At 56.1% G+C, this 21,467-nt stretch carries 22 protein-coding genes and 1 other RNA gene; 12 read left to right on the forward strand and 11 right to left on the reverse strand.

Annotation, left to right across the window (positions count from 1 at the left end; translation table 11 throughout):
• Positions 1-19: 19 nt before the first annotated feature.
• Positions 20-778: a metalloprotease LoiP gene (gene loiP / locus M8014_RS22620; RefSeq protein ID WP_271284602.1), complete on the reverse strand. Its 759-nt coding sequence runs from the start codon at positions 776-778 to the stop codon at positions 20-22.
• 279 nt (positions 779-1,057) lie between these two features.
• Between loiP and tkt the strand changes: the two genes are divergently transcribed.
• Entirely contained in the window at positions 1,058-3,049 is a 1,992-nt protein-coding gene (gene tkt, locus M8014_RS22625; protein ID WP_271284603.1) for a transketolase, read from the forward strand.
• A gap of 54 nt (positions 3,050-3,103) precedes the next feature.
• Here tkt and M8014_RS22630 read toward each other — a convergent pair whose 3' ends face one another.
• The 5 genes from M8014_RS22630 to M8014_RS22650 are packed head-to-tail and all read right to left on the reverse strand — an operon-like array spanning position 3,104 to position 6,145.
• Positions 3,104-3,748, reverse strand: coding sequence for an ABC transporter ATP-binding protein (locus M8014_RS22630; protein ID WP_271284604.1), 645 nt, complete (start codon positions 3,746-3,748; stop codon positions 3,104-3,106).
• Positions 3,742-4,419, reverse strand: a complete 678-nt coding sequence (locus tag M8014_RS22635) for an ABC transporter ATP-binding protein (RefSeq protein ID WP_271284605.1) — start codon at positions 4,417-4,419, stop codon at positions 3,742-3,744. The genes M8014_RS22630 and M8014_RS22635 overlap by 7 nt, the downstream gene beginning before the upstream one ends.
• Positions 4,407-5,114: an energy-coupling factor transporter transmembrane component T gene (locus tag M8014_RS22640; RefSeq protein WP_271284606.1), complete on the reverse strand. Its 708-nt coding sequence runs from the start codon at positions 5,112-5,114 to the stop codon at positions 4,407-4,409. The genes M8014_RS22635 and M8014_RS22640 overlap by 13 nt, the downstream gene beginning before the upstream one ends.
• Positions 5,115-5,693: an ECF transporter S component gene (locus M8014_RS22645; protein ID WP_271284607.1), complete on the reverse strand. Its 579-nt coding sequence runs from the start codon at positions 5,691-5,693 to the stop codon at positions 5,115-5,117.
• Between the two features lie 26 nt (positions 5,694-5,719).
• Positions 5,720-6,145 carry a PPC domain-containing DNA-binding protein gene (locus tag M8014_RS22650; RefSeq protein ID WP_271284608.1) on the reverse strand — a complete coding sequence of 142 codons (426 nt, stop codon included), beginning with the start codon at positions 6,143-6,145 and terminating at the stop codon, positions 5,720-5,722.
• A gap of 376 nt (positions 6,146-6,521) precedes the next feature.
• On the opposite strand from M8014_RS22650, the gene epd reads away from it, so the two are divergent.
• The 4 genes from epd to M8014_RS22670 all read left to right on the forward strand — a co-directional run bounded on the left by epd (position 6,522) and on the right by M8014_RS22670 (position 10,968).
• Complete coding sequence (gene epd / locus M8014_RS22655; protein ID WP_271284609.1) at positions 6,522-7,541, forward strand: erythrose-4-phosphate dehydrogenase; 1,020 nt, start codon at positions 6,522-6,524, stop codon at positions 7,539-7,541.
• 48 nt (positions 7,542-7,589) lie between these two features.
• Entirely contained in the window at positions 7,590-8,753 is a 1,164-nt protein-coding gene (gene pgk / locus M8014_RS22660; protein WP_271284610.1) for a phosphoglycerate kinase, read from the forward strand.
• Positions 8,754-8,842: 89 nt separating this feature from the next.
• Positions 8,843-9,922, forward strand: coding sequence for a class II fructose-bisphosphate aldolase (gene fbaA, locus M8014_RS22665; RefSeq protein WP_064327302.1), 1,080 nt, complete (start codon positions 8,843-8,845; stop codon positions 9,920-9,922).
• Between the two features lie 188 nt (positions 9,923-10,110).
• Entirely contained in the window at positions 10,111-10,968 is an 858-nt protein-coding gene (locus M8014_RS22670) for a small-conductance mechanosensitive channel MscS (protein ID WP_271284611.1), read from the forward strand.
• Positions 10,969-11,012: 44 nt separating this feature from the next.
• Here M8014_RS22670 and dctP read toward each other — a convergent pair whose 3' ends face one another.
• Positions 11,013-12,059: a TRAP transporter substrate-binding protein DctP gene (dctP, locus tag M8014_RS22675; RefSeq protein ID WP_271284612.1), complete on the reverse strand. Its 1,047-nt coding sequence runs from the start codon at positions 12,057-12,059 to the stop codon at positions 11,013-11,015.
• 201 nt (positions 12,060-12,260) lie between these two features.
• On the opposite strand from dctP, the gene argO reads away from it, so the two are divergent.
• Both argO and M8014_RS22685 read left to right on the forward strand, forming a co-directional pair.
• The gene (gene argO, locus M8014_RS22680; RefSeq protein WP_271284613.1) at positions 12,261-12,896 is read left to right on the forward strand and encodes an arginine exporter ArgO; all 636 of its coding nucleotides are present in this window, start codon (positions 12,261-12,263) and stop codon (positions 12,894-12,896) included.
• 92 nt (positions 12,897-12,988) lie between these two features.
• The gene (locus tag M8014_RS22685; RefSeq protein WP_271284614.1) at positions 12,989-13,735 is read left to right on the forward strand and encodes an oxidative stress defense protein; all 747 of its coding nucleotides are present in this window, start codon (positions 12,989-12,991) and stop codon (positions 13,733-13,735) included.
• Between the two features lie 43 nt (positions 13,736-13,778).
• On the opposite strand, the gene argP is transcribed toward M8014_RS22685, so the two are convergent.
• Positions 13,779-14,672, reverse strand: coding sequence for a DNA-binding transcriptional regulator ArgP (gene argP / locus M8014_RS22690; protein WP_271284615.1), 894 nt, complete (start codon positions 14,670-14,672; stop codon positions 13,779-13,781).
• A gap of 151 nt (positions 14,673-14,823) precedes the next feature.
• Between argP and rpiA the strand changes: the two genes are divergently transcribed.
• Positions 14,824-15,483 carry a ribose-5-phosphate isomerase RpiA gene (rpiA, locus tag M8014_RS22695; protein ID WP_271284616.1) on the forward strand — a complete coding sequence of 220 codons (660 nt, stop codon included), beginning with the start codon at positions 14,824-14,826 and terminating at the stop codon, positions 15,481-15,483.
• A 266-nt stretch (positions 15,484-15,749) separates the two neighbouring features.
• On the forward strand, positions 15,750-16,982 hold the full coding sequence (gene serA, locus M8014_RS22700) for a phosphoglycerate dehydrogenase (RefSeq protein WP_271284617.1): 1,233 nt from the start codon (positions 15,750-15,752) through the stop codon (positions 16,980-16,982).
• Positions 16,983-17,030: 48 nt separating this feature from the next.
• On the opposite strand, the gene M8014_RS22705 is transcribed toward serA, so the two are convergent.
• The 3 genes from M8014_RS22705 to zapA all read right to left on the reverse strand — a co-directional run bounded on the left by M8014_RS22705 (position 17,031) and on the right by zapA (position 18,211).
• The gene (locus tag M8014_RS22705; RefSeq protein WP_271284618.1) at positions 17,031-17,627 is read right to left on the reverse strand and encodes a 5-formyltetrahydrofolate cyclo-ligase; all 597 of its coding nucleotides are present in this window, start codon (positions 17,625-17,627) and stop codon (positions 17,031-17,033) included.
• Positions 17,628-17,656: 29 nt separating this feature from the next.
• Positions 17,657-17,840: non-coding RNA, 6S RNA (gene ssrS / locus M8014_RS22710), on the reverse strand.
• Positions 17,841-17,881: 41 nt separating this feature from the next.
• Positions 17,882-18,211: a cell division protein ZapA gene (gene zapA / locus M8014_RS22715; protein ID WP_032613890.1), complete on the reverse strand. Its 330-nt coding sequence runs from the start codon at positions 18,209-18,211 to the stop codon at positions 17,882-17,884.
• Positions 18,212-18,378: 167 nt separating this feature from the next.
• Between zapA and M8014_RS22720 the strand changes: the two genes are divergently transcribed.
• Genes M8014_RS22720 through ubiH form a run of 3 tightly spaced genes read left to right on the forward strand, consistent with a single transcriptional unit; the run spans position 18,379 to position 21,467 of the window.
• Complete coding sequence (locus M8014_RS22720; RefSeq protein ID WP_271284619.1) at positions 18,379-18,957, forward strand: YecA/YgfB family protein; 579 nt, start codon at positions 18,379-18,381, stop codon at positions 18,955-18,957.
• A gap of 21 nt (positions 18,958-18,978) precedes the next feature.
• On the forward strand, positions 18,979-20,292 hold the full coding sequence (gene pepP / locus M8014_RS22725) for a Xaa-Pro aminopeptidase (RefSeq protein WP_271284620.1): 1,314 nt from the start codon (positions 18,979-18,981) through the stop codon (positions 20,290-20,292).
• Entirely contained in the window at positions 20,289-21,467 is a 1,179-nt protein-coding gene (gene ubiH, locus M8014_RS22730; protein WP_271284621.1) for a 2-octaprenyl-6-methoxyphenyl hydroxylase, read from the forward strand. The genes pepP and ubiH overlap by 4 nt, the downstream gene beginning before the upstream one ends.

Below are 21,467 nucleotides of genomic sequence, written 5' to 3' on the forward strand. Positions count from 1 at the left end.
TGCCCGGCCTGTTTTGACGTTACTTGATGCCGTCTGCGGTCATGCGATCGCGAATATGCTGCGCACGCTCTGCAGAGGCAGGGTGGTCGTCAAACATTGAGCTTTGACGGCCCGCTTCCTGCTGTGCCAGCTTTTCGAAGCTGGTGGCTAAGCCCGACGGGTTAATGCCGCGTTTGCGCAACAAATCGTAAGAGTAGTCATCGGCCTCAGCCTCCTGACGCTGGGAGAACTGAGAGTTGACCAGTTTTTCGCCCAGATCGCCAAGCTGCGACTGAGACAGGCTTCCGACAATCCCCCCGGCAGAAGCGGCCGCGACGCGAACGGCGTTGGTGCCGAGCGCAACCTGCATGCCTTTCTTCACGTGGCCCAGCGCGACGTGCCCCATTTCATGGCCAATCACCGCTTCGACTTCGTTGTCGGTCATCATATCCATCAGCCCGCTGTAGACGCGGATACAGCCGTTCGCCATTGCAAAGGCGTTAACGTCTTTCGCCATGTAAACCTTGTAGTTCACCGGCTGGCCGTTGATGTTGTCGCCCAAAGCAGATGAAATCTTGTTCAGACGTTGAGCGTAAGTGCTGCTTGCCGGGGCGATAGTGGCTTTCCCGTCCATCTCCTTACAGGCTTCATCACTTAACGCTTTGACCTGAGCATCGCTCAGGGTGTAAGCCTGAAAGGCCTCAGCACCGGAGCTCATCAGCCCGCCAGAGTCCATATTCTGACACCCGCTAAGCAGGAGTGTCGTTCCCAGAGCCAGCACAATTGCACGCATTTTCATTATGTTGCTTCCGTACCCGTTAAACTCGATAAATTGCGAACGTTCTCCCTGCCGTCAGGCCGGAGTTTCACTCAGTATAAAGAATATAATCCACCGCGAGCGAGAAGATTGCGCAACGTGCGAGGCTGTTCCAGAGATTTCTTAACCGGCAAAAGAATGGTCCATGTACATGCTTTGTCGCTTGGGTTACATTGTTGGCACTTTTTTCCGGCGTAGCCCAAAACGCGCTGTCGTCAAGCCGAAACGGGTATGGCCATCAACATCCGATCTGGAGTCAAAATGTCCTCACGTAAAGAGCTTGCCAATGCTATTCGTGCGCTGAGCATGGATGCTGTACAAAAAGCCAAATCCGGTCACCCGGGCGCCCCGATGGGCATGGCTGACATCGCCGAAGTCCTGTGGCGTGAATTCCTGAATCACAACCCGCAAAACCCAGCCTGGGCAGACCGTGACCGCTTCGTGCTGTCTAACGGCCACGGCTCAATGCTGATTTACAGCCTGCTGCACCTCACAGGTTATGCCCTGCCAATTGAAGAGCTGAAAAACTTCCGTCAGCTGCACTCCAAAACCCCAGGTCACCCGGAAGTGGGTTACACCGCAGGCGTTGAAACCACCACCGGCCCGCTGGGTCAGGGTATTGCCAACGCAGTGGGTATGGCGATTGCTGAGAAGACGCTGGCGGCGCAGTTCAACCGTCCGGGCCACGACATTGTTGACCACTTCACCTATGCGTTCATGGGCGATGGCTGCATGATGGAAGGCATTTCTCACGAAGTGTGCTCCCTGGCAGGTACCCTGAAGCTGGGCAAACTGGTTGCGTTCTATGACGACAACGGCATCTCCATCGACGGTCACGTTGAAGGCTGGTTCACTGACGATACCGCAGCACGTTTCGAAGCCTACGGCTGGCACGTAGTGCGTGGCGTTGATGGTCACGACGCGGACTCCATCAAACGTGCAGTAGATGAAGCGCGCGCTGTGACGGACAAACCGTCCCTGCTGATGTGCAAAACCATCATCGGTTTCGGTTCCCCGAACAAAGCCGGTACCCACGACTCCCACGGTGCACCGCTGGGCGACGCAGAGATCGCACTGACCCGCGAAGCTCTGGGCTGGAAACACCCTGCATTCGAAATCCCGTCTGAGATTTACGCCCAGTGGGATGCGAAAGAAGCCGGTCAGGCGAAAGAGTCTGCCTGGAACGAGAAATTCGCCGCCTACGCGAAAGCCTTCCCACAGGAAGCGGCTGAATACACCCGTCGTATGAAAGGCGATATGCCATCAGACTTCGACGCAAAAGCGAACGAGTTCATTGCTAAGCTGCAGGCTAATCCGTCTAAGATTGCCAGCCGTAAAGCGTCTCAGAATGCGATCGAAGCCTTCGGTCCCTGGCTGCCAGAATTCCTGGGCGGTTCCGCTGACCTGGCCCCGTCTAACCTGACGATCTGGTCTGGCTCTAAAGCGATCAACGAAGATGCTGCCGGTAACTACATCCATTACGGTGTGCGTGAATTCGGTATGACCGCGATTGCGAACGGTATCACCCTGCACGGTGGTTTCCTGCCGTACACCTCTACCTTCCTGATGTTCGTGGAATATGCCCGTAACGCGGTGCGTATGGCTGCGCTGATGAAACAGCGTCAGGTGATGGTCTATACCCACGACTCCATCGGTCTGGGTGAAGATGGTCCAACTCACCAGCCGGTTGAGCAGGTGGCTTCTCTGCGTGTGACTCCGAACATGTCCACATGGCGTCCATGTGACCAGGTTGAATCCGCCGTCGCGTGGAAATACGGTGTGGAGCGTAAGGACGGCCCAACCGCTCTGATCCTCTCTCGTCAGAACCTGGCGCAGCAGGATCGTACCGACGCGCAGCTGGCGAACATCGCGCGCGGGGGTTACGTGCTGAAAGATTGCGACGGTCAGCCGCAGGTGATCTTCATCGCCACCGGTTCTGAAGTTGAACTGGCGGTTGCTGCCTGGGATCAGCTGGCAGGCGAAGGCGTGAAAGCGCGCGTGGTCTCCATGCCGTCTACCGACGCATTCGACAAGCAGGACGCGGCTTACCGTGAATCCGTACTGCCGAAAGCGGTTTCCGCTCGTGTGGCAGTGGAAGCGGGTATCGCTGACTACTGGTTCAAATACGTGGGCCTGAACGGCGCTATCGTCGGCATGACCACCTTCGGTGAGTCTGCTCCGGCTGAGCAGCTGTTCGAAGAGTTCGGCTTCACCGTTGAGAACGTGGTCGCGAAAGCGAAAGAACTGCTGTAATCCGGTTTACGGCATAAGACGGGTCGCTTCGGCGGCCCGTTTTTTTTGGCTCCGCTATAACCGACCTGCCTCCAGGCGAACGACGCGCGAAAAATGACGCTGCGTAAAAGCCGGATCGTGACTGATGGCGATGACGCTGGTTCCTCGCCCACGACAGACCGCCAGCCAGTGTTCAAATACCCCCAGCCAGTGCGTATCAAAATCCCGGCTGGGTTCGTCCAGCAGCATAACCTCCGGCGCCATCGCTTCCAGACTGGCGACCGCCACCATCCGCCGCTGCGCGGTGTGCAGATCCAGCGGATGCGCGTCGGCAACGTCCTCTAACTGGCAGAGCTGCAGTGCGGCCTGGGTACGGCGTGCAATGTCTTCTGCAGGTAACTTTTGCAGCTTCAAACCGAATGCTATTTCTTCGGTGACGTTGCTGTGGAAGATCTGGTTTTCCGCCTCCTGAAACAGCACACCAAGGTGACGAGCGCGCTGACGGTTTTTAAGCTGTGCGATCGGTTCACCTTTGAAGGCCACCGCGCCGGAAGAAGGGGAGAGCAGTCCCGCCATAATGCGCAGCAGCGTGGATTTCCCCGCGCCGTTATCGCCCGTTAACGCCAGCCATTCGCCCGCTCTCAGTTCAAGCGAGATCTCGCGCAGGCAGTCATCAGCCGCGTTCGGCCAGCGATAGGTGACCTGGTCCAGAGTTAACATAAGGGAAATAGCGCTCCGTCGCGCAGCTGCCACGCCTGCTGGCAGTGGTTGATAAAGGGAGAGGGATTGCGCTCGAAAAGCACAATCAGCGAACGGTGCTCTTGCGCCCAGTGTGCCAGCCGTTCCAGCAGCTGGTCGGTGGCCTGCGCCGTCAGTCGACTGAACGCTTCATCGAGGATTAACAGCTCAGGTATCATGGCGAGCGCGCTGGCGATCACCACGCGCTGGGTTTCGCCGCCGGACAGCGTGCCGGGATGGCGATGGCGCAGCGGCAGACAGTCTGTCAGCGTGAGCACGGCATCAATACGGCGCAGGATCTCTGCCTCGTCCAGGCACAGGTTTTCCGGGCCAAAAGCCACTTCCTCCTCCACGCTGAACGTACAGCCGGAAAGCTGCAGATAGTGCGATTGCTGCACCAGCTGGATGGCGGGGGATTGCTCCACCAGCGTCAACTGGCCGACAGGGTTACCCAGCAGGATGCCTTTGCCCTCAATATCACCGGGAAGAAAATCCGGATACCAGCCGGCCATCAGTTGGGCGAGGGTACTTTTCCCGCTGCCGTTATCGCCAAAAATCGCCACCATCCCCGGTTCGGAATAGTTGAAATCAAAGCAGGAAGGCGTGCGCGTGGCGTGAGTAGGAAGATAGCGAAACTGTTCTAGCGTAACCATATCCAGACCCCTGTCTCCGCGACTATCAGCAGGAGCATGCCGTAGCGCGCCATACGCTGTAAGCCGCTGTCCTGTGGTGCCCACAGCGTGGTGCGTCTGCGATGCAGGCGAAAGCCGCGCATATCCAGCGCCGCGCCGCGAACGGCTAAATCGTTCAGTGCATTATGGGTGAGCGGCACAATCAGCGCAGGCATTGCGCGCAGGCGCTGATGCCAGGCTTCATCCAGCGGCACGCCGCGGGCGCGTTGGGCTTCATAAATAATGGCCAGCTGGCGCTTAAGCTGTTCGACCACCAGCAGCGGGCCGGCAAACAGGTAAGCCATCCCCGGCGGCAGGCGCGAGGCGAAGAGCGCCCGGATAAATCGCTGCACCGGCACATACGCCATCCACAGCTGCGACGTCGACACAATCGCCAGAATGCGTAGCCACAGGGTGATGGCATGCGCCCAACGCTGCGGATCGCGAGGCTGGCCGCTGATCCACTCCGTCAGCCAGCCGCCATGCACCAGCCACAGCCCCGTGCCCAGAGAGAGCATCAGCCAGGCAACGTATTTTGCCCGTTGACGCGTCGGTTTCTGTGCCAGCAGGCAAAGGAAAGTGGCCGCACTGTAAACCGGCAACAGGGTCTGGGCAGGCAGCAATAATGTGCTGCTTGCGGCCAGCGCCCATAGCGTTAACGACGTAAACGGGTGCATTTAGCGCACTGCTGACATCGTCGGGAACTGGCGAGTAGTGCGCAATGGCAGCTGGCGCAGCAACATCCAGACCACTACCGCCGTCAGGATCTTATCGACCAGATTGGCGCCCAGCACGGTAATGGCGACAGACTCCACCAGACCCAGGCCGACGGAATGCATCCAGGCGACAAACAGATCGGCACCGCTGCCGGTTACGCCACCAAAGAGCGCGGTGCGTAACGGCACCGCAACCACCGTGACCGCCAGAGTAATAATGACCCCGCTGACGACCACTTTTGGCAGGGTACGGAACCAGCCCGCGCGCGCCAGCCAACCGGCAACCAGGCCGATCACCATCGCCACTGGCGCAAAGGCGGCGGCAATCGGATCGGTTAACAGCCCCCAGAGCAAATTGGTCAGCAGCCCGGTTAGCATGCCAATCACCGGGCCGAGCAGCACCGCGCTGATTAAGGTGCCGATGGAGTCGAGAAAAATAGGGAGTTTGAGCATGCTGATCAGCTGTCCCCCCACCATATTGATGGCAATAGCGATCACGATCAGAACTAAAGACTGACTGGAAAACGGGCGACGCGCCATTAGAGCACCTCTTATTGTGTTGTCGATTAACGGGATGAGATATGCAGTTCGTCATAGCCGGAAAGGGCGCAGGGCTGGCGACTAAACGCCAGCGCATCCAGCTCGCCAATCACCAGCTCAAGGGTGGTGCGCACGGTGCAGCCTGGCATCATGTGCCCACCCAGCATTGCCCCTTGCGGGTCAGAGACGCTGAGGTGCAGATGTTCGCCGGTCAGCTCAAGTGTGCCATTGAGCGAGATCACCTCGAACGTGCCCGTCAACTGCGTGGTGGCGTCCTGTCCGGCGTAGCGAAGGGCAACGTCTGTCAGGCTCCCGGTACATCCGGCAATCCAGGCGGCGCGGAGCTGGTGCTGCTGCACAAAGGTGCGTAACCCGGTAAAGACTTCCTGGCCGGGAAGCAGACGAAGCGCATAAAACCGCGCTGCGGAGGAAGAAAAATGAAGCATAGTCATACGTTGCAGGACTCCGAGACTCGGACGTGGCGCAGATGATATCGACGCGGGCTGATCGGCTTTCTGATATAAATCAGGATTTACGCCGCGGCAACGAAAAGATATTGCTACGCTTATGCACGATTCTGGAATATGGAATAAAATCCGTGATAATCAGCTGTGAAATGTGACGTGCGTCATATAGCTGGCTTATTGGTCTGGACAGTCATTCCCTTTATTCCTGGTTTCGCCTATTCTAGCTGAAGCGTTTCAGTCGATTAAATGTTCGACAATTGACCAATCAGTTGGAGTTTGTGACAGGCGAGGATTCCCCTCGGCGCGCTGCTGGATTACTCTGTCAGCCACCTAAAATCAGGGAAAGCCTTGCAGGAGACTTATGACCGTACGCGTAGCGATTAATGGCTTCGGTCGCATCGGACGCAATGTGGTTCGTGCTTTGTATGAATCCGGGCGTCGTGCGGAAATCACCGTGGTGGCAATCAATGAACTGGCGGATGCTACGGGCATGGCGCATTTATTGAAATATGACACCAGCCATGGACGCTTTGCCTGGGATGTTCGTCAGGAAAGAGAGCAACTGCTCGTTGGCGACGACGTGATTCGCATCCTGCATGAACCGACGATCGAGGCACTACCCTGGCGTGAACTGGGTGTGGATGTGGTTCTCGACTGCACCGGTGTCTACGGCAATCGCGAACACGGCGAGGCCCATCTGGCGGCTGGCGCGAGGAAAGTGCTCTTTTCACATCCTGGCAGCCACGATCTCGACGCCACTGTGGTTTACGGCGTCAATCATCATGAGCTGCACGCGGAACACCGCATTGTCTCCAACGCCTCTTGCACGACCAACTGTATTATTCCGGTCATCAAACTGCTGGACGATGCCTATGGCATTGAGTCGGGTACGGTTACTACGATCCATTCCGCGATGCACGATCAGCAGGTCATTGACGCATACCATCCGGACCTGCGACGCACGCGTGCGGCGAGTCAGTCGATCATCCCGGTGGATACCAAACTGGCGGCCGGCATTACCCGAATTTTCCCCCAGTTTCATGACCGTTTTGAAGCCATTGCCGTGCGTGTCCCGACCATCAACGTCACGGCAATCGACCTCAGCGTTACCGTGAAGAAACCGGTAAAAGCCTGCGAGGTCAACCTGTTGCTGCAAAAAGCGGCGCAGCAAGCATTTCATGGTATAGTTGACTATACGGAATTACCGTTGGTCTCAATAGATTTTAACCACGATCCGCACAGCGCCATTGTTGATGGCACGCAAACGCGCGTGAGTGGGGCGCACCTGATCAAAACGCTGGTCTGGTGCGACAACGAATGGGGCTTTGCTAACCGGATGCTCGACACCACGTTAGCAATGGCTGCACAAGGTTTCAGGTAAGACGCGTCGTGCGTCTGCAAAACTTTAGAATCAATGAGAGGATTCACCATGTCTGTAATTAAGATGACCGATCTGGATCTGGCAGGTAAACGCGTTTTCATCCGTGCAGATCTGAACGTGCCGGTTAAAGATGGGAAAGTCACCAGCGATGCGCGTATTCGTGCCTCTCTGCCAACCATCGAACTGGCGCTCAAGCAGGGTGCAAAAGTGATGGTCACCTCCCACCTGGGTCGTCCGACCGAAGGCGAGTACAACGAAGAATTCTCTCTGCTGCCGGTTGTTAATTACCTGAAAGACAAACTGTCCAGCCCGGTACGTCTGGTTAAAGACTACCTGGACGGCGTTGAAGTCTCTGCGGGTGAACTGGTTGTTCTGGAAAACGTTCGCTTTAACAAAGGCGAGAAGAAAGACGACGAAGCCCTGTCCAAAAAATACGCTGCACTGTGCGACGTGTTTGTCATGGACGCCTTCGGTACGGCTCACCGTGCACAGGCTTCTACTCACGGTATCGGTAAATTCGCAGACGTTGCTTGCGCAGGTCCACTGCTGGCTGACGAACTGGAAGCACTGGGTAAAGCGCTGAAAGAGCCTGCTCGTCCAATGGTGGCTATCGTTGGTGGTTCTAAAGTTTCTACCAAACTGACCGTTCTGGATTCCCTGTCTAAAATTGCTGACCAGCTGATCGTCGGTGGTGGTATCGCCAACACCTTCGTTGCCGCTCAGGGCCACAACGTGGGCAAATCCCTGTACGAAGCTGACCTGGTTGACGAAGCAAAACGCCTGCTGACCACTTGCGATATCCCGGTTCCGACTGACGTTCGCGTGGCAACCGAGTTTTCTGAAACCGCAACCGCAGAGCTGAAATCTGTTGCTGACATCAAAGATGAAGAGCAGATTCTTGACCTGGGCGACGTTTCTGCAGAGAAACTGGCTGCCATCCTGAAAGACGCAAAAACCATTCTGTGGAACGGTCCGGTTGGCGTGTTCGAATTCCCTAACTTCCGCAAAGGTACTGAAATCGTAGCTAACGCGATTGCAGACAGCGAAGCCTTCTCTATCGCTGGCGGCGGTGACACCCTGGCAGCTATCGATCTGTTCGGTATTTCCGACAAGATCTCCTACATCTCCACTGGCGGCGGCGCATTCCTCGAATTCGTGGAAGGCAAAGTTCTGCCGGCAGTAGCGATGCTCGAAGAGCGCGCTAAGAAGTAAGCCATTTCAGGGCAGGGAGACCTGCCCAATTTTCAGCGCGCTTTTAAGAGCACGCCCCTTTCCAAGGCCGAAGATACAGGACTCGTAACATGTCTAAAATTTTTGATTTCGTAAAACCTGGCGTGATCACCGGTGATGACGTTCAGAAAGTGTTCCAGGTAGCTAAAGAAAACAACTTTGCTCTGCCAGCCGTTAACTGCGTGGGTACCGACTCCATCAACGCCGTTCTGGAAACCGCAGCCAAAGTTAAAGCACCCGTTATCGTACAGTTCTCTAACGGCGGCGCGGCGTTCATCGCGGGTAAAGGCGTGAAAACTGACGTTCCTCAGGGTGCAGCAATCCTGGGCGCAATCTCTGGCGCACATCACGTTCACCAGATGGCTGAGCACTACGGTGTTCCGGTTATCCTGCACACTGACCACTGCGCGAAGAAACTGCTGCCGTGGATCGACGGTCTGCTGGACGCGGGTGAAAAACACTTCGCGGCTACCGGTAAGCCACTGTTCTCTTCTCACATGATCGACCTGTCTGAAGAGTCTCTGGAAGAGAACATCGAGATCTGCTCTAAATATCTGGCGCGCATGTCCAAAATGGACATGACTCTGGAAATCGAACTGGGTTGCACCGGTGGTGAAGAAGACGGCGTGGACAACAGCCACATGGACGCTTCTGCCCTGTACACTCAGCCAGAAGACGTTGATTACGCTTACACCGAGCTGAGCAAAATCAGCCCACGTTTCACTATCGCAGCTTCCTTCGGTAACGTACACGGTGTGTACAAGCCAGGCAACGTGGTACTGACCCCAACTATCCTGCGCGACTCTCAGGACTATGTTTCCAAGAAACATAACCTGCCGCACAACAGCCTGAACTTCGTCTTCCACGGCGGTTCCGGTTCTTCTGCTCAGGAAATCAAAGACTCTGTAAGCTACGGTGTTATCAAAATGAACATCGATACCGATACCCAGTGGGCAACATGGGACGGTATTCTGGGCTACTACAAAGCCAACGAAGCTTACCTGCAGGGCCAGCTGGGCAACCCGAAAGGCGAAGACCAGCCGAACAAGAAATACTACGATCCGCGCGTATGGCTGCGTGCTGCTCAGACCTCTATGATTACCCGTCTGGAGCAGGCATTCAAAGAGCTGAACGCGGTTGACGTTCTGTAATTTGAGCTGCTGAAAGCGTCAAAAGCCCGCACTGAGTGCGGGCTTTTTTTTCGCCTTTTCAACGAGCTGCAACGGCTCTTTTTGTGATCTGTTTGGCAAAATCTTCGCTTTTTGTTTACCCTTTACTCATCTTCCTGCCTTGATGAGGGAGTGTTTTTTTATGGTCTGGCTTAGATAAGGAAAATTGAATGGAAGATCTCGGTGTTGTAGATAGCATCAATAACGCGGGCTCCTGGCTGGTGCGCAATCAGGCGTTGCTGCTGAGTTACGCCGTCAATATCGTCGCGGCCATTGCGATTATCATCGTGGGGATGATCGTGGCGCGTATCGTGTCGAATACGGTCAATCGCCTGATGCGCGCGCGTCATATTGATGCCACAGTGGCGGACTTTCTCTCCGCGCTGGTGCGTTACGGAATTATTGCCTTTACGCTGATCGCCGCGCTGGGACGTGTCGGGGTGCAGACGGCCTCGGTGATTGCGGTTCTCGGTGCCGCCGGTCTGGCTATCGGTCTGGCTCTGCAGGGCTCCCTCTCCAACCTGGCGGCCGGTGTGCTGCTGGTGACTTTCCGTCCTTTCCGCTCTGGTGAATATGTTGATTTGGGCGGCGTGGCAGGGACTGTGCTGCAGGTGCAGATCTTCTCTACCACCATGCGCACCGTCGATGGCCGAATCGTTGTGATCCCGAACGGTAAAATCATCGCCAACAACATTATCAACTTCTCCCGCGAGCCGGTGCGTCGTAATGAGTTCATTATTGGCGTGGCGTATGATTCCGATATCGATAAGGTGAAGCAACTGCTCACTGACATCATCGAGTCTGACGAACGCATTCTTAAAGATCGCGAAATGACGGTACGCCTGAATGAGCTGGGTGCTTCCCAGATCAACTTTGTGGTGCGCGTCTGGAGCAACAGCAGCGACCTGCAGAACGTGTACTGGGATGTGCTGGAACGCGTGAAGCGTGATTTTGATGCCAACGGCATTAGCTTCCCGTATCCGCAGATGGACGTGAACTTTAAGCGTGTGAAGGAAGGGGCGGAATAACGCCCCCGGTTATCAACAAAGCCCGCGCCAGTACGCGGGCTCTGTTATTGATTTTCCTCTATCGAATCAGAGAGCAGCATGCTGACTGACTGTAATAACCTACCTGCATCCGTTACGCCTTTACTCTCCTGCTGTTCAATCCACCTGGCCTGTACCTGCTGATATCGTGTTGCATCCCGCCATTGATTACACTCTTTGCGTGAAAGAAAGTGAACGTGCGCGCCTTGCTGTTCCAGCTGCTTCGCCATGCGATTCAGGCTGGTATCAAGCCAGGAGCCGAGGGCGTGTTCCGTCGATGCCGCAGCCCGTTGGATCGCAGCTCGGTCCTGGGGTGAAAGCGCATTCCAGGTCTGTTTATTGACCACCAGCAGATAGACATGACCCAGCCAGAGAGCAGGGGAAAGCTGAATATAGGGCGCGGATCGCGGCGCACCAATATCGTCACCGCTATCCACATTCACCAGCAGCCCATCAAGTTGCCCCTTTTGTAGCGCGTCGACAATCTTGCTGTTCCACGGCAGAGTAACCGGCGTGGCGCCGGCATTACGCAAAAAAGACTGATGCCAGAAGCTGGCGGTGCGCCACCGCGTGCCTGTCAGCTGCGCAGGCCCCACACCAGACCTGGTGGTAAAAAATGCCGCCGGATAACCGAGGAAAAATTGCAGCATCACAAGATTATTGTTATCCAGCTCAGCGGCGAATTGCGGATACTCGCTAAATACGCGGTGAAAGAATTGCACCTGGGCATTGCCGCTATCCGGACCCAGCGGAAAGCTTTTAAACAGCTGATGGCGCGGGAGCTGTTCAGGGTTATATTCGGGAACCACAATGCCGATATCTGCGCGTTCTCCCTGCGACAGGGTTTCGAGCGCGTTATAACTGCTGCTAATTTCGCCGTTCCAGTGGGCATCAATTTTGATCCGCCCCTGAGACTCATGCTCAATCGCGTTGAAAAAGGTGTTCTTAATAATGTGAGTGCGCATATTCCCGTAAGGTTCGTGGTCGGTGTAGCGCAGCGTGGTTTGTGCTTTGACGACCCCAGGCAACACCAACGCGGCAAAGAGACAGAAAACCCATCCGGTACGTTTCATACAGATCCTCAGGCAAAGAGAGGGAGATACTGGCAGCATACTCGGGGCGAAGCAGTAACACTCTTGTTGAAATCTGATTCTGTCGGATCGCAAATGCACGCATTATTAACATTACTTATTTATGATTAATATTTTCAATTTCCTCTAATGATTCCCTCGCGGTATAGTCTGCGCTTAAGACGATTTACCGGAATTCTTGTTATGTTAACTTATTATTTTCAAGGGCTTATTTTGGGTGCGGCGATGATCCTGCCCCTCGGCCCACAAAATGCGTTTGTGATGAATCAGGGGATTCGCCGTCAGTATCATCTGATGATCGCCTTCCTATGCGCGGTCAGCGATCTGCTGCTGATCTGCGCGGGAATTTTTGGCGGCAGCGCGCTGCTGATGCAGTCGCCGTGGCTGCTGGCGCTGGTCACCTGGGGTGGCGTCGCATTTTTACTGTGGTATGGCTTTGGCGCGCTAAAAACAGCGATGAGCAGTAATCTGGAGCTGGCCAGCGCCGAGGTGATGAAGCAGGGGCGCTGGAAAATCATCGTTACCATGCTGGCGGTAACCTGGCTCAATCCGCACGTCTATCTGGATACTTTTGTGGTGCTGGGTAGTCTGGGTGGACAGCTGGATGTGGAGCCCAGACGCTGGTTCGCGTTGGGCACCGTCAGCGCCTCTTTCCTGTGGTTCTTCGGTCTGGCGCTGCTTGCGGCCTGGCTGGCCCCGCGCCTGCGCACGGCGAAAGCCCAACGCATCATCAATATTCTGGTGGGACTGGTGATGTGGGTGATCGCGATCCAGCTGGCGAAAGATGGGATAGGTCATATCCAGAGCCTGCTTAACTAAGCGTTCTCTTATGGACATCTGAGTATGAAACGCTAAGCTTGCTGGCATGCGCCCTGTAAAATGGGCACTCTTCGCAACATGGAGGAATAACAGTGAAGTTTAACGTACTCGCCCTCGCGGCATTAGTCAGTTTTGGCGCAGTGTCGGCACAGGCAAACGAATTGCCTAACAGCCCACATATCGTCACCACAGGAACCGCAAGCGTGGATGCCGTACCGGACATCGCCACGTTAGCCATTGAGGTGAATGCTTCTGCAAAGGATGCAGCATCCGCCAAGAAACAGGCAGATGACCGTGTTGCGCAATATCTCTCGTTCCTGGAACAGAACCAGGTCGCCAAGAAAGACATTAACGCCGCGAACCTGCGCACCCAGCCAGATTATGATTACCAGAATGGCAAAAGCATTCTGAAAGGCTATCGTGCGGTGCGGACTGTCGAAGTCACGGTGCGTCAGCTCGACAAGCTGAATGCGCTGCTGGATGGTGCACTGAAGGCGGGCCTGAACGAGATCCGTTCTGTCTCACTGGGCGTTGCGCAACCAGAAAAATACAAAGATGAAGCGCGTAAAGCTGCCATTGATGATGCGCTGCGTCAGGCACAGCAGCTGGCTTCTGGCTTTAACACTAAGCTGGGACCGGTGTACAGCGTACGCTACCATGTCTCTAACTATCAGCCGAGCCCGGTGGTACGCATGATGAAGGCGGATGCCGCGCCGGTATCTGCCCAGGAAACTTACGAGCAGCCGACGATTCAGTTCGACGATCAGGTTGACGTGGTGTTCCAGATTGAACCTGCGCAGGCTCAGCAGCAGCCTGAAAGCGCACCAAAAGCTCAGTAATAGCCCTTCACGTTCCCTCTCCCATAAAGGAGAGGGTTTTTCGTTAGTCCTGTCGCAACACCTTATGCCCGTGCGCCAGCAGCGCGTCAGTCACGTTGCGCATCATGCGGCTTTCCGGCGCAAAACGGTGCCAGTAAAGCATGCGGCGCTGATGTAAGCCTGGCGTCAGATCGATAAGTTCGCCGTTCTGAATTTCTCTCTCAATCTGCAAATGCGGGATCATGCAGCAGGTGGTGCCCTGACGTGCCAGCTGGACGAAAGCTTCTGATGAGTTAACGATATGGCACGGCACGCTGCCCGGCGGCAGGTCGAAGTTCTGCTGTAGAAATGCCTGATGCATATCATCAAGATGGTCAAAGGCCACGGCCGGGGCTTTCAGCAGTGCGGCGCGGGTCACGCCGTTGGGGAAGTAGCGATCGGCAAAGGCTTTGGAACCGACAAACAGGTAGTCCAGCGCTCCCAACTGATCCACCAGGCAGCTTGGCAGCGCCTGCGGCTGGATACTGACTGCGCCAACCACCTCGCCGCGACGCAGACGTTCCTGGGTGCGGGTTTCGTCTTCTACCTGCAGATTCAGACGGATCGGGGAGTCGGCCAGGACCGGCGCAAGCGCAGGCAGCAGCCAGGTGGCCAGACTGTCGGCGTTAACCGCCAGCGACAGCAGCAGGGGGGTCGAGCCGGTCTGTTCATCGCCCAGCCACTCATCTTCCAGCAGTTCAACCTGACGCAGCAGGGCCAGCAGTTTTTGCCCCTGTTCGGTGGGACGCGGCGGTACGGTACGAACCAGCAGCGGCTGCCCGAACATATTTTCAAGCTGTTTGATTCGCTGTGAGACGGCGGATTGCGTAATACACAGCTTTTGCGCTGCGCGTTCAAATCCGCGTTCACGAATAACGGCATCAAGCGCCTGTAGTGTTCTGTAGTCCGGACGTTTCATTGCTCTGGCTGACTCCCAAATAGTTCATTACGTCGCACTATGACATAAATTTATGTTTGATACAGACGAAATTGGTGACCTCGCAGATCACATGGCACAGGTGAATGTTCTATAATGCGCGTCACGCAAAAAACACCACAGGCAAGAGATCATGACGCAGGATGAACTGAAAAAAGCAGTAGGATGGGCCGCTCTCCAGTATGTACAGCCGGGCACCATTGTCGGCGTGGGCACTGGATCTACGGCAGCACACTTTATTGATGCGCTGGGTACGATGAAGGGCCAGATCGAGGGCGCAGTATCCAGCTCAGATGCCTCCACGGAAAAGCTAAAAAGCCTCGGTATCACTGTTTTTGATCTGAACGAAGTGGATCGTCTGGGGATTTACGTCGACGGCGCGGATGAGATTAACGGCCATATGCAGATGATAAAAGGCGGCGGTGCGGCATTGACGCGCGAGAAAATTATTGCCTCCGTGGCCGACAAGTTTATCTGCATCGCCGATGCCTCCAAGCAGGTCGATATTCTGGGTACCTTCCCACTGCCGGTTGAAGTGATCCCGATGGCACGCAGCGCAGTTGCGCGCGAGCTGGTCAAACTGGGCGGCCGTCCGGAATACCGCCAGGGTGTGGTAACGGATAACGGCAACGTGATCCTCGATGTTTACGGTCTGGAAATTGTGGACGCTATCGCGATGGAAAATGCCATTAATGGCCTGCCAGGCGTGGTAACAGTAGGGTTATTTGCCAATCGTGGTGCCGATGTCGCACTGATTGGCACTGCCGATGGCGTCAAAACCATCGTGAAATGATCTGACGGGGGGGGCCTCCCCCCGCTAACTTTTTTTGCAAAGGCCATATTCGGTGACTTGTATCACATTTCTGATGGTCTTCTGACGATCCTGCCGCATTCGTATTTTTCCTTAGCATTTTTGACTGCCATTTCACGCTGGATGACTTTTCTTCAGAGTCCCGACGCAAACGTTCATATTGCTGCAATAGTTTTTTTTGATATGTTGGCTGGAGCGGATTCAAATCCAGCACAACATAGTTCAGACAATCAGACAGGGTCGGGTAAATGGCAAAGGTATCACTGGAGAAAGACAAGATTAAATTTCTGCTGGTCGAAGGGGTGCATCAGAAAGCACTGGATAACCTTCGTGCGGCAGGTTACACCAACATCGAATTTCACAAAGGTGCGCTGGACACCGAACAGCTGAAAGAGTCGATCCGTGATGCCCACTTCATTGGTCTGCGATCCCGTACCCATCTGACAGAAGACGTGATTGCGGCGGCGGAAAAACTGGTGGCGATCGGCTGCTTCTGCATCGGCACCAACCAGGTTGATCTTAGCGCGGCGGCAAAGCGTGGGATCCCGGTGTTCAACGCCCCGTTCTCCAACACCCGTTCCGTGGCGGAGTTAGTGATTGGCGAGCTGCTGCTGCTGCTGCGCGGTATTCCTGAAGCCAACGCCAAAGCACACCGTGGGATCTGGAATAAGCTGGCATCCGGTTCTTTCGAAGCGCGTGGTAAAAAACTGGGTATTATTGGTTACGGCCACATCGGCACGCAACTGGGTATTCTCGCAGAGTCGCTGGGGATGCATGTCTTCTTCTACGACATCGAAAACAAACTGCCGCTGGGTAACGCCACTCAGGTTCAGCATCTTTCCGACTTGCTTAATATGAGCGATGTGGTGAGTTTGCACGTGCCGGAAAACGCCTCCACCAAAAACATGATGGGTGCAGAAGAGCTGGCGCTGATGAAGCCGGGCTCGCTGCTGATCAACGCCGCACGTGGTACGGTCGTGGACATCCCGGCCCTGTGCGAAGCGCTGAAGCGTAAGCATCTGGCGGGGGCGGCAATCGACGTCTTCCCAACCGAGCCTGCCACCAACACCGATCCGTTCACCTCGCCGCTGTGCGAGTTTGATAACGTGATCCTGACGCCACACATCGGTGGTTCAACGCAGGAAGCGCAGGAAAATATTGGCCTTGAAGTGGCCGGTAAGCTGAGCAAATATTCCGATAACGGTTCAACCCTTTCTGCGGTGAACTTCCCGGAAGTTTCGCTCCCGCTGCACGGCGGTCGCCGTTTGCTTCATATCCATGAAAACCGTCCTGGCGTGCTGACAGCCCTTAACCAGATTTTCGCCGATCAGGGTGTGAACATTGCTGCGCAGTATCTGCAAACCAACGCGCAGATGGGTTATGTCGTTATCGATATCGAAGCGGATGAAGATGTGGCTGAGAAAGCATTGCAGGGGATGAAGGCGATTCCAGGCACTATTCGCGCTCGCCTGTTGTACTGATTTACTGCTTTTAGCCCGGCGCGCGTATTGCCGCCGGGTAAAACGATGTCACCACTGCCATATCTTTGACGGCGTGACCACTGCCGGCAGAGGAATATCCCATTTCTCGACCGGCAATGCCTCCACGCGCTGACAGTCGTGCGCGTAGCCCACCGGCCGCAGGCCATACTGCTGCCAGTTTTGCAGGGTACGATCGTAGAACCCCCCGCCCATTCCCAGACGCTGGCCGTTGTCATCAAAAGCCACCAGCGGCGTCACCAGCACATCCAGCTTTGCCAGCGGCAACACGTCGCGCACGTCCAGTTTAGGTTCTGTAATTCTCAGACGATTCACCACCAGTTCGCTCTGCGGATGGTAGTTCAGGAACAGCAGGTTGCCGGGGCTGAACGGGTGCAGCACCGGCAGATAGACCTTTTTCCCGGCGCGCCACAGCTGGTCAATCAGCGGTTGGGTATCGAGTTCACCATCGAAAGAGAGAAACAGAGCAACAGTGTGCGCCATCACCACGGGCGAATACGCCATCATGCGGGCGGCGGCCTGCTGGGCAAAATGGGCTTGCTGGTCAGCGGTTAAGGCGCGACGATGCTGACGAATTAACTGGCGAATATGCTGACGAGAGGGGGGTACTTCAGGAAGTTGGGTCATGGTCATAACAGGGTAGGTAGAAAGGTGAGGGAATCTCCGAGATGCCGCCGCAGGCTGTAACCCTTGAACCCTTGGTTCAAGGTGAATGTGTCGTCATAGTCTTAAGGCTTCTCGGACGAACCGAGCGTGCTCACCGACCATGGAGCGCCACATTCTTGTGGTATGAAATATCGGCTCAGGGGACTGGCCCGCATGCGAACATCTCAGAGAAATTTTTCCTTCAGGGTCACTCTACCATAGTAGACCACGAAGTGTTATTCAAAGTTTTGCCCCGGTCTGTCTGTTATGCGACCTTGATCAAGCAACGCCTGTTCAATGGTCTGCTGGAGCATTTTAATACGTTGTTCCATGCTCGCCGCGTAATCGCGGGTCTTCGCTTTTTCCTGAGCCAGTTCGTAACTGATGTTCAACGCGGCGATGAAGACCAGCTGCTCAGTATTTGTGACTCTAGTGCGTTCTTTTAAATCTTGCAACCGCTGATTAAGGTCGTCCGCAGCCTGATTTAAGGCATCCCTTTGTTCAGGCGGGCAATTCACTCGCAGTGAACGGCCAAAAATTTGGATATCGACGGGTTGTGCAGACATGCCACCTTCCTGCTGTTTGACTGCGCTGCCTTCACATCCGACTCAAGGGTCTGCGAAGGGGCGACACTATAGCTACCCTGGTGCGGAGATACAAGCCCTATTCTGGTTCACCAGGGTCCAAAGTGGTAGCATATCATGAATATTCTTCCCAACGATGACGAATGCGCATGTCTATACAGAACGAAATGCCGGGTTACACCGAAGTAAGCCAGTTACTGAACCAGCAGGGCGTGGGTTTAACCCCTGCTGAAATGCACGGTCTGATTAGCGGAATGTTGTGTGGTGGAAACAACGACAGCTCATGGCTGCCGCTGATTCACGACCTGACGAACGAAGGTCTGGCGTTTGGTCACGACCTGGCTCAGGCGCTGCGTAAAATGCACGGCGCCACCAGCGATGCGCTGGAAGACGACGGCTTCCTTTTTCAGCTTTATCTGCCTGAAGGCGACGACGTCAGCGTGTTCGATCGCGCCGATGCGCTGGCCGGTTGGGTCAACCACTACCTGCTGGGGCTTGGCGTTACACAGCCCAAGCTTGAGAAGGTAACCGGTGAAACCGGGGAAGCGATCGACGATCTGCGTAACATCGCTCAGCTGGGCTATGACGAGGACGAAGACCAGGAAGAGCTGGAGATGTCTGTCGAAGAGATTATTGAGTATGTGCGCGTCGCGTCGCTGCTGTGCCACGACACCTTTACGCGCGTACAGCCTACTGCGCCGGAAGTGCGCAAACCAACCTTACATTAATAACAACGACAGGAGGGTGTCATGACTCAGCAAGAGTATCTTCGCCGCCGTCAGGCGCTGCTGGCGACCATGCAGCCGGGCAGCGCCGCGCTAATTTTTTCCGCACCGGAAGCGACGCGCAGCGCCGACAGTGAATATCCGTACCGCCAGAGCAGTGATTTCGGCTATTTCACCGGCTTTAACGAGCCTGAGTCGGTACTGGTGCTGATTAAAAGTCACGACACCCACAACCACAGCGTGCTGTTTAACCGCGTGCGCGATCTCACCGCCGAGATCTGGTTTGGCCGCCGTTTAGGCCAGCAGGCCGCGCCGGAAAAGCTGAGCGTCGATCGTGCGCTGGCATTTAGCGAGATCAACGACCAGCTCTATCAACTGCTCAACGGTCTGGATGCGATATACCACGCCCAGGGCGAATATGCCTGGGCCGACGAGATTGTCTTTGCCGCGCTGGATAAGCTTCGCAAAGGCTCACGTCAGAATCTGAAAGCGCCCGCCGCGCTCATCGACTGGCGTCCCGCGGTGCATGAGCAGCGCTTGTTCAAGTCCGCAGAAGAGCTGGACGTGATGCGCCGCGCAGGCGAGATCAGCGCGCTGGCGCATACCCGGGCGATGGAAAAATGCCGTCCGGGGATGTTCGAGTATCAACTGGAAGGCGAAATTCACCATGAGTTTACCCGCCACGGCGCACGCTATCCGGCTTACAACACCATTGTGGGTGGCGGCGAAAATGGCTGCATCCTGCATTACACCGAGAACGAAAGCCTCTTGCAAGATGGCGATCTGGTGCTGATTGACGCCGGTTGCGAATACCAGGGCTACGCGGGCGATATCACCCGTACCTTCCCGGTTAACGGCAAATTTACCCCGGCCCAGCGCGCCGTTTACGACATCGTTTTGCGTTCGCTGGACACGGCGCTGGCCCTGTACCGCCCCGGCACCTCCATTCAGGCGGTGACCGGCGAGGTGGTGCGTATTATGGTCAGCGGCCTGGTGGAGCTGGGTATTCTCAACGGCGACGTGGATCAGCTGGTAGCCGATAACGCCCATCGTCCCTTCTTTATGCATGGCCTGAGCCACTGGCTGGGGCTGGATGTGCATGACGTGGGCGCGTACGGTCCAGAGCGTTCGCGCGTGCTGGAACCGGGAATGGTGCTGACCGTTGAGCCGGGTTTATATATCGCGCCGGATGCCGATGTTCCTGCCCAGTATCGCGGGATTGGCATTCGTATCGAAGATGACATTGTGATCACCGAAACCGGCAATGAAAACCTGACCGCCTCAGTAGTGAAAAGCGCTGACGCTATCGAAGCGCTGATGGCGGCGGCCCGCGCATGAGTATCATCATCGTGGGCGGGGGGATGACGGGCGCGACGCTGGCGCTGGCGATCTCTACGCTGACCAACGGCCAGCTTCCGGTTCATCTGATTGAAGCCGTCGCGCCGCAGGCCAACAGCCATCCGGGATTCGACGCCCGCGCTATTGCCCTGGCGCAGGGTACCTGCCAGCACCTGGCGCGCAGCGGGATCTGGCAGGCGATTGCCGATTGCGCCACCCCGATTGAAACCGTTCACGTTAGCGACCGCGGCCACGCCGGGTTTGTCACCCTCGAAGCGCAGGATTATCGTATTGATGCGCTGGGGCAGGTAGTGGAGCTGCATGACGTCGGCCTGCGTCTGTTCCGCCTGCTGCAGGATGCCTCCGGCGTGACCTTGCATTGTCCGGCGCGCGTCGAGCACTTTACCCGCAGCGAAACAGCGGTCAGCGTCACGCTGGATAACGGCAGCACGCTTGACGGACAGCTGCTGGTGGCCGCCGACGGTTCCCGCTCGGCGCTCGGTCAGCAGTGTGGGATCCAGTGGCAGCAGCAGCCTTATCATCAGGCGGCGGTCATCGCCAACGTTGCGACCGCCGAGGCACACCGTGGGCGCGCCTTTGAACGTTTTACCCAGTATGGCCCGCTGGCGATGCTGCCGATGTCGCAGGGGCGCAGCTCGCTGGTCTGGTGCCATCCGCTGGAAAAAGCTGATGAGGTGCAGAGCTGGTCTGATGAACGCTTCTGTACCGAATTGCAAAAAGCCTTTGGCTGGCGGCTCGGGCGCATTACCCATGCGGGCAAGCGTACCGTTTATCCGCTGGCGTTAACCACCGCCTCACAGTCTGTCTCCCATCGCGTGGCGTTGGTCGGTAATGCCGCGCAGACGCTGCATCCGATTGCCGGTCAGGGCTTTAATCTCGGCCTGCGCGATGTGATGACGCTGGCCGAAACGCTGGCGCAGGCTTTTGCGCAGCAGCAGGATTGCGGGGCGTATCCGCTGTTATGCCATTATCAAAAACGTCGCCAGGCCGATAAAGAGGCGACCATCGGCGTAACCGACGGGCTGGTACATCTGTTTGCGAATCGTTGGGCGCCGCTGGTGGCCGGGCGTAACGCGGGGTTGATGGCGATGGAATTATTCATTCCGGCACGCGATGTGCTGGCGCAGAGGACTCTCGGTTGGGTCGCTCGCTAA

It is taken from the genome of Silvania hatchlandensis (assembly GCF_025564065.1).
In the GTDB taxonomy this organism is placed as follows: Bacteria; Pseudomonadota; Gammaproteobacteria; order Enterobacterales; family Enterobacteriaceae; genus Enterobacter; species Enterobacter hatchlandensis.